General features: G+C 59.4%; 12 protein-coding genes. All 12 read right to left on the bottom strand.

What is annotated here, in order from left to right:
• Positions 1 to 6: 6 nt before the first annotated feature.
• Entirely contained in the window at positions 7 to 729 is a 723-nt protein-coding gene (locus tag HMPREF2857_RS00100; RefSeq protein ID WP_016423112.1) for an isoprenyl transferase, read from the bottom strand.
• Positions 730 to 757: 28 nt separating this feature from the next.
• Positions 758 to 1,507 carry a DNA repair protein RecO gene (gene recO, locus HMPREF2857_RS00105; RefSeq protein WP_070549895.1) on the bottom strand — a complete coding sequence of 250 codons (750 nt, stop codon included), beginning with the start codon at positions 1,505 to 1,507 and terminating at the stop codon, positions 758 to 760.
• Between the two features lie 4 nt (positions 1,508 to 1,511).
• Positions 1,512 to 2,453, bottom strand: coding sequence for a GTPase Era (era, locus tag HMPREF2857_RS00110; protein WP_042389423.1), 942 nt, complete (start codon positions 2,451 to 2,453; stop codon positions 1,512 to 1,514).
• Positions 2,454 to 2,457: 4 nt separating this feature from the next.
• Positions 2,458 to 3,786, bottom strand: a complete 1,329-nt coding sequence (locus HMPREF2857_RS00115) for a hemolysin family protein (RefSeq protein WP_070642026.1) — start codon at positions 3,784 to 3,786, stop codon at positions 2,458 to 2,460.
• Positions 3,783 to 4,316, bottom strand: a complete 534-nt coding sequence (gene ybeY / locus HMPREF2857_RS00120) for an rRNA maturation RNase YbeY (protein WP_005511056.1) — start codon at positions 4,314 to 4,316, stop codon at positions 3,783 to 3,785. The genes HMPREF2857_RS00115 and ybeY overlap by 4 nt, the downstream gene beginning before the upstream one ends.
• Positions 4,317 to 4,332: 16 nt before the next feature.
• The gene (locus HMPREF2857_RS00125) at positions 4,333 to 5,361 is read right to left on the bottom strand and encodes a PhoH family protein (protein WP_070642028.1); all 1,029 of its coding nucleotides are present in this window, start codon (positions 5,359 to 5,361) and stop codon (positions 4,333 to 4,335) included.
• 12 nt (positions 5,362 to 5,373) lie between these two features.
• Positions 5,374 to 6,153: a 16S rRNA (uracil(1498)-N(3))-methyltransferase gene (locus tag HMPREF2857_RS00130; RefSeq protein ID WP_069359237.1), complete on the bottom strand. Its 780-nt coding sequence runs from the start codon at positions 6,151 to 6,153 to the stop codon at positions 5,374 to 5,376.
• Positions 6,154 to 6,197: 44 nt separating this feature from the next.
• Positions 6,198 to 7,328, bottom strand: a complete 1,131-nt coding sequence (gene dnaJ, locus HMPREF2857_RS00135; RefSeq protein WP_070642031.1) for a molecular chaperone DnaJ — start codon at positions 7,326 to 7,328, stop codon at positions 6,198 to 6,200.
• Between the two features lie 2 nt (positions 7,329 to 7,330).
• Positions 7,331 to 8,368 carry a heat-inducible transcriptional repressor HrcA gene (gene hrcA / locus HMPREF2857_RS00140; RefSeq protein ID WP_016423119.1) on the bottom strand — a complete coding sequence of 346 codons (1,038 nt, stop codon included), beginning with the start codon at positions 8,366 to 8,368 and terminating at the stop codon, positions 7,331 to 7,333.
• 9 nt (positions 8,369 to 8,377) lie between these two features.
• Complete coding sequence (gene hemW / locus HMPREF2857_RS00145; protein ID WP_070642034.1) at positions 8,378 to 9,541, bottom strand: radical SAM family heme chaperone HemW; 1,164 nt, start codon at positions 9,539 to 9,541, stop codon at positions 8,378 to 8,380.
• Positions 9,538 to 10,311: a hypothetical protein gene (locus tag HMPREF2857_RS00150; protein WP_246819557.1), complete on the bottom strand. Its 774-nt coding sequence runs from the start codon at positions 10,309 to 10,311 to the stop codon at positions 9,538 to 9,540. Before HMPREF2857_RS00150 ends, hemW begins: the two co-directional genes overlap by 4 nt.
• A gap of 118 nt (positions 10,312 to 10,429) precedes the next feature.
• Positions 10,430 to 12,262, bottom strand: a complete 1,833-nt coding sequence (locus HMPREF2857_RS00155; protein WP_016423122.1) for an AMP-dependent synthetase/ligase — start codon at positions 12,260 to 12,262, stop codon at positions 10,430 to 10,432.
• Positions 12,263 to 12,353: the final 91 nt, after the last annotated feature.

Consider the following 12,353-nt stretch of genomic DNA (forward strand, 5'->3'; position numbering starts at 1 on the left):
TCGGCTCTAGGCCTTGCCGAACCTACGGTCGCGCTTTGCGTACTCCACCACTGCGGCGCGCATGTCATCCCGACCGAAATCCGGGAAAAGCTTGTCCTGATAGACCATCTCCGCATAGGCGGACTGCCAGATCAAGAAGTTGGACGTGCGCTGCTCACCCGACGGACGCAGGAACAGATCGACATCCGGCATAGTCGGCTCATCCAGGAACTGTGCGAAAGACTTCTCGGTCAAGTCATATTCGCTGAGCTCCCCCGCTGCTGCCTGACGAGCAATCTCTCTAGCAGCATCAACAATTTCAGCGCGACCACCGTAGTTGACGCACATATACAGAGTTAGCGCGTCATTGTCCTTCGTCTGCTCCTCGGCAATCTCAAGTTCCTTAATCACCGAGCGCCACAGTCGCGGGCGACGCCCTGCCCAACGCACGCGAACGTTCTTCGAATCCAGCTCATCACGACGTCGGCGCAGCACGTCGCGATTAAAGCCCATGAGGAATCGGACCTCATCGACCGAACGACGCCAATTCTCAGTGGAAAATGCGTAGGCCGACAGGTGCTTGACACCCATCTCCAAACAAGCATCGACGCACTCCATCAGCACGGCCTCACCACGCTTGTGCCCCTCGGTGCGTTTGAGCCCACGCTGTTCGGCCCATCTACCATTGCCGTCCATCACGAGCGCGATGTGATTGGGCACGAATTGCTGCGGTACAGGAGGATTCAACACGCTTCCTATTGTGCCCCACCGCTACTGTTTACTGCCAAAAAGCATCCACATGTTCCAGCGCCGGCACCCGGCGGCCCAGGTAGTACTGCAGGTACTTCGCCGTTAGGGTACGCGCCGTCGCAATCCGCCCCTCAAAATCGCTTGACGACGTATCGATGCCCGCCCATTGCTCATGAGCAAGCTGCCACATCAGATGCAGAACCTCGGTCGGCGGAGTATCTGCACCCGGTGGCCGGCAGTTAGTGCACACTGCTCCACCTAATGCGGGAGAAAACGCATGATGAGGCCCGGCTTTGCCGCAGCCTGCGCATTCAAAGAGGCTTGGCTGCCAACCGGCCTGCGCCATTGCTCGCAGAATGTAGGAGGTCAGCAACAAATCGGGGCGATGGCGACCGGCCGCAACGTCGTCGAGCGATTGAGTGGTGAGATCCCACAATTCGGGAGCCGGCACTTGCTCCTCGCCGACAATGCGTTCGGCGACGTCCAGGACTGCACACGCACAGGTGTAGCGCGCATAGTCGTCGACAAGCGGTGCTGCCCACGTGCGCACGGTATCTGCGCCTGCGATAGTGGACAGTCCTCGGCGTGGGTAGATGTTGACATCCACGTCGACGAATGGTGAGAGGCGGGAGCCGAAGCGGCTCTTCGCGCGCCGCACGCCTTTGGCGACACCGCGGACTAGGCCGTGGTCGCGGGTGAAAAGGACGATGATGCGATCGGCTTCGCCGAGGTCGTAGCGGCGTACGACCAGCGCACGGTCGCGATACGGCTCGACCAACTTTTTAGAATCCCAACTTGCCCAGCTGCTTCGGGTCCGACTGCCAGTCCTTCAGCACCTTCACGCGCAGGTCGAGGTAAACATTCTGACCGAGCAGCGCAATGAGTTCCTTACGAGCCTTGTGAATGGTGGTGCCCATGCGTCGACCGTCGCGCCCCATGAGGATGGACTTCTGCCCCGAACGCTCGACATAGATAACGGCGTGGACATCCAGGACGCCTTCGCGGTCCTGGTTCGGCAGCACCTCATCAATCTGGACTGCCACGGAGTGCGGCAACTCATCGCGCAGACCGCCGAGGGCCGCCTCGCGAATGAGCTCCGCCATCCGGGTGTGCAGATCCTCATCGGTGATGTGCCCCTTTGGGTACAGGCGTGGGCCCTCCGGCAACTGGGAAGCCATGACATCAATCAGCGTATTGATATTCTCCCCGGACTTCGACGACAGTGGAACCAACTCAGCATCCGGACCGAGCAACTCCTGCAGCTCGATCAGGCGCTCAATAATGGTGTCGCGCGAGACCTTATCCACCTTGGACACAATGCCCATGATGTTCTTGCAACCTTTGGAGACGTTCTCGTAAATCCAACGGTCACCGGGACCAATTTTCTCGTCGGCAGGCACGACCATCGCGACCAAGTCCACATCGGAGTAGGTCTCCTGAACCATGTCATTCAGGCGTTCACCGAGCAGCGTGCGTGGCTTGTGCAGACCTGGCGTATCCACGACAACAATCTGACAGTTCTCGCGGTGGACTACACCTCGGACTGGATGACGCGTGGTTTCCGGCTGGTTAGCGGTAATAGCGATCTTCTCGCCCACCAGGGAATTGGTCAGCGTGGACTTACCGGTATTCGGACGCCCCACAATGGAAACGAACCCAGAGCGAAAGCCCTCCGGCGCACTGTAATCATCAGCATCTCCGCCAAGTCCAGCATTGGCCAGCATGTCATCAAGATTGCCCATCAGTATCTTCTTCCTCGGAGTAAAACTCCGCAGTCGGCTCCACCACCACAGTGCGTACCCGCATACGACCACGACGGTCACGCGAGCCCTCGGCGGTAAACTTCAGTCCTGCATATTCTACGTACGAACCGGGCAGTGGCACACGTCCAAGCTCATATGCCAACAGACCGGAGACCGTATCCACCTCATCGGTGACCTCGTCATCGAAGACGAGTTGGCGCCCGTGGGCTTCGTCGTAAAGCTCTATGAGCTCGCCCAAGCTGAGGCGCGCCTGCACGCGGTAGGAGGCATCCCCCAGTGGTTCGATGGGGGCCTGCTCGGCCTCGTCGTATTCGTCGGCAATCTCACCGACAATCTCCTCGAGGATGTCCTCAATAGAGATAAGACCGGCGACCGATCCGTATTCGTCGATGAGAATGGCGATGTGATTGCGGGTGCGCTGCATTTCATCGAGCAGATCATCCAGTGGCTTGGAATCGGGCACGAAAACGCAGTCACGCATGACCTCGGAGACGCGAACACCGCGGCCGCCATCAGTACGCGAGTACGTCTGCTGGACAATGTCCTTCAAGTAAATGACGCCGACGATGTCCTCAACGCTCTCGCCAATCACCGGCAGTCGCGAGTGACCCGACTTCACGCATAGGGCCACTGCCTGACCACAGTGCTTATCCGCCTCAATCCACACCATCTCTGGGCGCGGAACCATAACAACGCGTGCCGACGTTTCCGCGAGATCGAACACAGACTGAATCATGCGGCGCTCATCGTGCTCCACAATGCCGCGCTCCTGGGCGATATCGACCATCTCGCGCAACTCGACTTCAGTGGCGAACGGGCCATCGCGGAAGCCACCACCAGGTGTGATGATGTTGCCGAACCAAATCAGCAACTTTTCCAGTGGCCCCAACACCTTGGCCATAAAACTCAGGACGACCGCGGTGGCGAGGGAAATCGAGTACGGATTCTTCCGACCCATGGTGCGGGAAAACACCCCGAGGACCAGGAAGGTGAACAGAGCCAGCAACACCACTGCAGCCACAATGGCCCAGCGCTCCGGCTCGAAAAGCTTGAGACAGACCGCCGCCAGCGTCACTGCACCTATTGACTCGCACAGCGTACGCAAAATCACCAGCACATTGACGTGCCGAGCCCGATTTTCTACGACCTTGAGAAGCGCATTAGCACCCGCGACCTCGTCACGCTGCAGCTCGGCCACGCGCGCACGGGAAATCCCTGCGACCGCAGTTTCGACTGTGTTAAGTCCGCCAGCGCAGATCATCGCCGCAACGGCGACAATTATCAAAGTGATCATCGCTCGTTAGAACGCTCCGGGAACGCATTGGGGTTAATTGGTTTTTCGGAAAAGCTCACGCCACGACGATCGATGTCGTCGTACCAATCCGCCAACAGGCCATTCTGCAGGGAGAACATCTGACGCTCTTCCTCCGCCGTGACATGGTCATAACCCAACAGGTGCAGCACACCATGCACGGTGAGCAGAACCAACTCGTGGCTTAGCGGATGACCTGCACGCTCCGCCTGCCCCGCGGCAAACTCCGGGCACAACACAATGTCGCCCAGCATTGCAGGCCCTGGGCTAGCTGCATCTGGTCGGCCAGAGCCAGGAGTGAGCTCATCCATCGGGAAGCTCATCACATCCGTCGGACCCGGCAGATCCAGCCAGCGCACATGGAGATCTTCGATCGTCTTCAAGTCGACAATGTGAATGCTCAGCTCAGCTGCCGGATGCACGTCCAGGCGGCCCAGCGCATAACGGGCAACGTCGATAAGCGACTCTTCATTGACGCCCTGACCGGACTCGTTGAAAACTTCAATGCTCATGTAATTTCAGCGTCCTTTATCGCTTTGTGGCGGACTGTCGCTTTTGTGGGGACTCGGTGCCCTGCTCAATACCTTCGTTATAGGCATCGTAGTCATCGTAGGCCTCGACAATTGCGGTTACCAGCGGGTTGCGCACCACATCCGCAGCGGCCAGCGCCGGAAAAGCGATTCCCGGCACGCCGCGCAGCACCTCACGGGCGACGGCCAGACCGGACTTCTGCCCCCGAGGCAGGTCGACCTGGCTGGCGTCACCGGTGATGACCATCTTCGAACCGAAGCCCAGGCGGGTGAGGAACATTTTCATCTGCGCCGGAGTAGTGTTCTGTGCTTCGTCGAGAATGATGAACGCATTGTTCAAGGTACGACCGCGCATGTACGCCAGCGGTGCGACCTCCACTACCCCAGTTTCCATCAGCTTTGGAATCAGCTCTGGCTCAAGCATTTCGCGCATCGCATCGTGCAATGGGCGCAGGTAGGGGTCAATCTTCTCGTGCAGAGTACCCGGCAGGAAGCCCAGGTTCTCACCCGCCTCCACTGCGGGGCGAGTCAGAATAATGCGTTCTACCTGCTTATTCTTCAGTGCAGCAACCGCCTTGGCCATGGCCAAGAAGGTCTTGCCCGTACCGGCGGGGCCGATACCGAAAACAACGTTATAGCGGTCGATGGCATCGACGTAGTTCTTTTGTCCCTCAGTCTTGGGACGCACGGTCTTGCCACGATGTGTCACGATGCCGCCACCGAGCACCTCGCTGGCGGACTTCTCCCCGCGATCCACAATGCCCACCGCGTGCCGCACCGACTCCGGGGAGAGCTCGTGCCCACGACGGGCCATTGCCTCTAACTCCTTGAAAGCGCGGACAGCCAACGAAACATCCGCCGGAGCACCCTTGATTGTCACAACTCCGCCGCGGACATGAATATCCGCTGCCAGCAGAGATTCCAGCAGACGTAGGTTCTGATCCGCATGACCGACCACAATCGGCGCGAGATTGTCATCGAGCTCGACGACGGCAGTGGTACGAGCAGTTACTGAATACTTTGTCATTATGCGTCTATCCTACTGACCAGGCGTGGGTGCGCCGCCCCAGCGCTTTGTCAACGGGCCCAGTGCGCAAAGAGCAGCAGCTCCCGCGAGGGCGCTGCGGAGAACTGTCGGGCCGAGTACTACCGAGCTAGCACCTGCGGCGCGGAAGGCCTCGAGTTCCCCAGGACTGACTCCCCCTTCTGGGCCGACGATGAAAAGAACCTTGTCAGCGTTTGCTGCCTGCGCGGCGAAGTCCACGAACGGAGCTGTTTCCTCCTCGTGCAAAACTGCTGCCACACCACCTGCTGACGTGGTTTCCCGGATGAGTTGCTCAATATCAGCGGAGCTATGCAGGTCAGCGACCGGCGGAATCCATGCACGACGAGCCTGCTTCGCTGCCTCGCGCGCAGCCGACTGCCACTTGGCGCGGGCCTTAGTGACCTTCGCGGTACCCTGCCATCGGGCCACACAATTCACGGCCGCCCAGGGGATAATCTCATCGACCCCGGCCTCGGTCATCAAATCGACCGCAAGCTCAGCACGATCCGACTTCGGCAGCGCCTGCACCACAGTGACGTGCGGGCGCGGACGTGGACGTTCCTCAGCGGCAACCACACGAACGTGAACCTCACGAGGATCTACGTGCATGAGCTGTGCCCGCACCACCTTGTCCGCACCATTGGCAAGAAGAATCTCCGAGCCCTCCTTCAGCCTGCGAACGCTGATGTGCTTTGCCTCCGACCCGAGGATTCGAATGATTTCTTCCGGGCGCGGCAGCTCGGTGAACTCACCGAGGAATACGGGCAAACTCATGTGTGCTTCACACTCACTGGAGGGGGCTTTGGGGATGGCGTGTTCTAACGGCGGCGGAATCGGGAGAAGAAACCGTTGCGCTCACTCGAGTCTGCCACCTTGGCATCATCATCGCGGTGCTCGCGTAGCTTCTCCAGCAGCTCGCGGGACTTGCGGTCCAGCTTCGTCGGCACCGTGACATCGACGTGTGCGACCACGTCGCCGTTGCCCTCGCCGCGCAGATGCGGCATGCCCTTACCCGACAGACAAATCTGCTCTGCCGGCTGGGTGCCCGAATCAACCTTGATGGTCATTGGTTCGCCGAGCAGGTCGTCGACCTCAAACTCGGTACCAAGTGCGGCATCAGCCATGGGCACCTGCACGTTAAAGTGCAGATCATCGCCCTCACGCTCGAATACAGGGTGCGGGTCCATGGCAACTTCCACGTAGAGGTCACCCGCCGGGCCACCGCCCGGACCGACCTCGCCCTGCCCTGCCATGCGAATACGCATGCCATCAGAGATACCTGCCGGAACGTTGACCGTCAGGTCACGGCGAGCACGGACGCGGCCATCGCCACCGCAGTTGTTACACGGATCGGGGATGATCTCGCCGGTGCCCTCACAAGTCGGGCACGGCCGCGAGGTCATCACATTGCCCAGGAAGGAACGCTGGACCTGCTGAATCTCGCCAGTGCCATCACAGCTGGTACACATCTTCGGCTTGGACTTGGACTTCGAGCCAGTTCCCTCGCACTGCTCACACAGCACCGCGGTGTCTACCGTGATGGGCTTGCGGACACCGGTGAATGCCTCATCGAGGCCCAGAGAAATACGCAGCAGTGCATCTGCACCTGGCTGTACACGCGAGCGGCGCTGGCGGGTACCGCCCGCACCGCCGAAGAATGCTTCGAAGATATCGCCGACTCCGCCGCCGCCGAAACCGCCGAAGCCACCGCCTGGCATACCGCCCTGCGGATTGAGAGGATCTCCTCCCATATCCACAATCCGGCGCTTTTCAGGATCCAGCAGGACCTCGTTCGCCTCAGATGCCTCACGGAACTTCTCCGCAGCTTCTTCATCACCCGGATTACGGTCTGGGTGGTACTTGAGCGCCAGCTTTCGGTACGCTTTCTTAATCTCAGCGTCCGTAGCGTCCTTCTCCACTCCGAGGATGCCGTAATAGTCGCGTGCCAACTTTAGCTACTTCCTTTCAATACCCGGCCAACGTACTGTGCAACAGCAGCAACCGAGGAAATTGTTCCCGGATAATCCATAAATGTGGGGCCAACTACGCCCATGCCACCCAAAATTTCGGTGCCGGTGCCATAGCCGGTTGAAACAACTGAGGTAGCGCGCAGCTCCTCGTCCTCGTTTTCCTCACCGATAGAAACGCGAACGTGGTGCAAATCCTGCGCGGCCGACAGCAGTTTCAGCACGACCACCTGTTCTTCGAGAGCTTCAAGAACCATGGGCAACGTAGAAGGTAAGCGACCGGCCATATTACCACGGGTCAAATTCGACGCTCCGGCCAGGATGAGTCTGTCATTCGGCTTCTCAATCAACGACTCCACCAGCACCGTCGAGCAGCGAATAAGCACATCCCGCAAATCACGCGGGGCGTTAGCCGCAAGATCGGAGATCGCAATCGACGCGTCGGCAAGCGTGTGCCCCGACATTGCGCGGTTGAAATGCTCACGCAAGAGCGGCACGAGATCGGGATCCATCGGTGCTGGCAGCTCAACATTGCGCTGCTCCACGCGCCCGGTGTCAGTGATGACTACCAGCAACAATCGCGCGTCGGCGAGCTGTACGACCTCGCAGTGCCGGACGCGGGAGACCTCCAGCGTCGGCACCTGCACCACTGCAACCTGGCGGGTTAGCTGAGCCAGCAGCTGCACACTGCGACGCAGAACGTCCTCCAAATCGACGCCGCCTTCGAGGAACTCGAGGATAGCTCGGCGCTCGGCCCGGGACAGCGGCTTAATCTGCGAAAGATTGTCCACAAAAAGGCGGTAGCCCTTCTCAGTCGGGATACGCCCGGACGATGCATGTTCCTGCTGGATATAACCTTCAGCCTCCAGCACCGCCATGTCATTTCTAATGGTCGCCGAGGACACACCCAGATTGTGGCGCTCCACCAGAGCCTTCGAGCCGACCGGCTCCTGGGAAGCTACGTAATCCGAGACAATTGCCCGAAGAACTTCCTGCCTGCGCTTATCCGTCTGAGATGACATGCGGATAGTTTAACTAAGGATGTCAACAATTATTGCGTCGGCCAGCAAACGACCGCGATTGGTCAGCTGAATCCGCTGGCCGCCATCGACGGAAACAAACTCCACCATGCCCGCTTCCGCTTGCCGACGTGCCTTGCCCAGCTCATCCTCACCGAGCAGATTGGCATCGATACCCTCGGCCAAGCGGAGGCCCAGCATAATCTTCTCAGTGTGCCGATCCTCGGCCGTTAGCCCTTCTGAATCCTTAATCGGCAATTCTCCGCCGGAAATGGTCGCCGCGTAGCGAGCCGGATGCTTGACGTTGTAAAACCTCGTGCCATCCAGGTGCGAATGTGCACCGGGGCCCGCACCCCACCAATTTCCATCGCGCCAGTAGAGCATATTGTGACGACATTGGCCGCCCGGTTTTGCCCAGTTGGACACCTCGTACCAGGAAAAACCGGCTTGACTCAGTGCGGCATCGATGCGCTCGTAGCGGTCGGCGAGATCGTCGTCGTCAGGCATCGGCAGCTCACCACGACGGACCTTACGCGCCATCGCGGTACCCGGCTCGACGATCAGTGAGTACGCCGAAACATGATCGACGTCCGTGGCCAGGACTGCCTCCAACGTCGTATCGAGGTTCGCCATCGACTCCCCTGGCGTGCCATAGATAACGTCGAGGTTGATGTGCTCAAAGCCGGCCGCGCGTGCCTCCGCCACTGCCGCCGCAGGACGCCCCGGCGTGTGCGTACGATCCAGAGTGGCCAGCACATGCGGCACAGCCGACTGCATGCCCAGACTCACCCGGGTAAACCCTGCCTCGGCCAAGCCTTCGAAAAACTCCGGGGAGGTCGACTCGGGATTCGACTCGGTGGTGACCTCGGCATCGTCGGCAAGCCCAAAGCTGTTGCGCACACCGTCGAGCAGACGACGAAGACCACTCGCCCCCAACATCGACGGCGTACCACCGCCGATAAACACGGTATCGGCGCCACGCGCGAGTTCGGGGTGCTTTACGACGGCCATCTCAAGCTCGGCCACGATGGCATCGAGGTAATCTCCCTGCGTTGCACCACTGCCCAGCTGACCTGGCGTGTACGTGTTGAAATCACAGTAGCCACAACGGGTGGCACAGAATGGGACGTGTAAGTAGACACCGAAGGAATCGGTGTGTGCGGAGGCTTCGCTCACGCATGCTCCTTGGCTCGACGTTGCTTGACGCGGCGGACAATTTCATCGATGCGGGCACGTTCCATCAGGAACTCCGGAGGCCTACGGCCGCGCAGCGCATTGGCAACTGCCGGATGAGTCTCGGGAACAGCAACACACCAAGCGGCGGCAGCGGACAGTGCACGGCGGCCAGACTGCGCGTAAAGCTGCGGAAGCACCACACTACCGAGCTTTTCCACGCCTCGGATGTTTTCGGCGGAAACCCAGTCGGCGAGTTCCTCCAGGTAAGAAGCCACGGCATCGGAGCGAGCAATCATTGCCTGCGTGACCGTAGGGACTGCGACCGGATGCTGCAATGGTGCCGGGATCAGCGACAGTGACTGCACATCCGGCGACTTCGGTGCCGGATGCGGGTGTCGCCGCGGTGTCGAAGCGGAGGAAAGAGTACCGATGCGCCCCGAGCGAATGCCGGAGGTAAACGCTTGGCGTAGACCATCAAGTTCACCAATCAGAGGGCGGCAGTCCTCAACGGCCTCGTCGACGATGTCAGCGAGCTCGAGGACACATTCGTCCACCAGCTCACGATCTACATCAGCAACCGCCTGAGCAAGGTGCTCGATGTGTTCGGCAACTTCGTCACCAATGTCGTAGAGCTCTTGGGTCACTTCGCGCAGGCGTAGCCGAGCATCGAAGTGGTTAATCATTACCCGCCCTCCCACGACATCTTCGGTGTCGGTGACATCCTTGCAGTTTTCTGCTTCCGAGTACCGACGAACATTGACGAATGCCAACTTTCGAAAACTGAAAACTCCTTAAAAATTTCTAGCGCCCCTCACCTTAATGGGGTGAGGGGCGCTAGCGCGGTAACAACACGCTGCCGTTTTCTATCGACGGCTGGCAGAACGTGAATTAACGCTGGTAGAGAGCCTCAATGTCACGCGAGTAGTTGTCCATGACAATGTTGCGCTTGACCTTCATGGTCGGGGTCAGCTCGCCGCTTTCCTCGGTGAAGTCACTGTCCAGAATATGGAACTTCTTAATAGCCTCTGCGTGAGAAACCAGCTCGTTAGCGGAGTTGACGGCGTCCTGAATCTCGGCGCGCAAAACTGCGCTGGAGGCAGCGAGTTCACGGATCGAGGTGTGCTCGGGGACGGAGTGCTCAATCTTCCACTTCTCCAGTGCCTCCTCATCGAGAGTGACCAACACGGAGACGAACGGACGACCATCGCCGATGACAACTGCCTGGGACACCAGCGGGTGCGCACGCATGCGGTCTTCCATCGGACCCGGCGCGACATTCTTACCACCTGCGGTGACAATGAGGTCCTTCTTGCGGCCGGTGATCTTCAGGTGGCCTTCTTCGGTCAGCTCACCGAGGTCACCAGTCTTAAACCATTCGCCGTCGATGAAGGCTTCCTTGGTTGCCTCTTCGTTCTTCCAGTAGCGGTCGAACACAACCGGACCACGCAGCAGAACTTCGCCATCATCAGCGATAGCGGCGGAACAGCCACCGACCGGACGACCGACGGTACCAATGATTTGCTCGCTCGGGTTGTTCACGGTGACGGCAGCCGTGGACTCAGTCAGACCGTAGCCTTCGTAGACAGGCACACCGAGACCACGGAAGAAGTGCCCGAGGTCAGAGGACAGAGCCGAACCACCGGAAATGGTGTACTGCACGGCCTCACCCATAGCTGCGCGAATTTTCGAGAACAGCAGGCGATCGTAGAGCTGGCGACGCAGCTTCAAGACACGCGACGGACCTGCCGGAGTATCCAGCGCCTTGGAGTACTCGATGGCGGTGGCCTCAGCACGCTCGAACATGGCCAGACCGAATGCGCCCTTCTCCTTAGCGGAGGCGTAGGCGGAGTCACGAACCTTCTCGAACACGCGCGGCACACCGAGAATCATGTGCGGACGGGAACGCTGGAACTCCAGGGTGACGGTCTTGGTATCAGCCCAGTGAGACTGGGTAGCACCGGAAATCATCGAAGCCAGGGACACTGCGTGAGCCAACACGTGCGCCAACGGCAGGAAGGTCAGAATGCGGTTACCCGGCCGGGCAATCAGGCCAATCTCGTTGGTGAGGATGGCGCGGGCCTCCGCCAGCCAGTTGCTGTGCAGGAGCACGCAGCCCTTCGGACGACCAGTGGTACCGGAGGTATAGATCACGGTTGCTAGGTCGTCGGCCTTGGTGTCCTTGATGCGGCGCTCGACCTCGTCGCCGTCAATGTCACGGCCTTCGTAGCTAATGGTGTCAGTAGCGGAAGCGTTAATCTCCAGTACACGACGCAGCTGGGACTCACCCTCCGGGTTCTCGGTGCCCTTTTCGACCAGCAGAGGCTTCATGCGGTCGGTGTGCTCACGCGACTCGGTAAATGCGAAAACAGCACCGGAGTTTTCAATAATCCAACGAATCTGGCCAGACGAAGAAGAGCCGTAAATCGGGACAACAGCAGCGCCTGCCATCCAGATAGCGGTATTGATCAGGTTCCACTCGTAGCGAGTCTCACTGAGCAGCGCTACGCGGTCGCCCGGCTGAACACCGTTGGCAATTAGCCCCTTAGCGACGCCCTTTGCCTCGTCATAGAACTCCTGAGCAGTGACATTTACCCACTCAAAGTTCTTGGGGCGGGTGAAAAGCACCAGCTTCGGGCGCTTCTGCACCAGCTCCTGCAGCGAGGTAATAATCGTTTCGTCCTCGCCGATGACGTATTTCGCCTCGGTAGTATATTCACGCATCGAGTTACAAACCCCTACTTTCGGTAGTTCTGTCCGTCGTTGGTTTCGTTAGGAATCAACTTAGAACATCAAACCCTGCGCCGTTGTGATT

It is taken from the genome of Corynebacterium sp. HMSC076C10 (assembly GCF_001812455.1).
GTDB classification, from domain to species: Bacteria; Actinomycetota; Actinomycetes; order Mycobacteriales; family Mycobacteriaceae; genus Corynebacterium; species Corynebacterium jeikeium_D.

Coding starts and splice junctions, on each gene's coding strand:
- hrcA (WP_016423119.1), bottom strand. CDS start 8,368: ATGTCATCTCAGACGGATAAGCGCAGGCAGGAAGTTCTTCGGGCAATT.
- era (WP_042389423.1), bottom strand. CDS start 2,453: ATGCTGGCCAATGCTGGACTTGGCGGAGATGCTGATGATTACAGTGCG.
- HMPREF2857_RS00125 (WP_070642028.1), bottom strand. CDS start 5,361: ATGACAAAGTATTCAGTAACTGCTCGTACCACTGCCGTCGTCGAGCTC.
- HMPREF2857_RS00155 (WP_016423122.1), bottom strand. CDS start 12,262: ATGCGTGAATATACTACCGAGGCGAAATACGTCATCGGCGAGGACGAA.
- HMPREF2857_RS00130 (WP_069359237.1), bottom strand. CDS start 6,153: ATGAGTTTGCCCGTATTCCTCGGTGAGTTCACCGAGCTGCCGCGCCCG.
- ybeY (WP_005511056.1), bottom strand. CDS start 4,316: ATGAGCATTGAAGTTTTCAACGAGTCCGGTCAGGGCGTCAATGAAGAG.
- HMPREF2857_RS00115 (WP_070642026.1), bottom strand. CDS start 3,786: ATGATCACTTTGATAATTGTCGCCGTTGCGGCGATGATCTGCGCTGGC.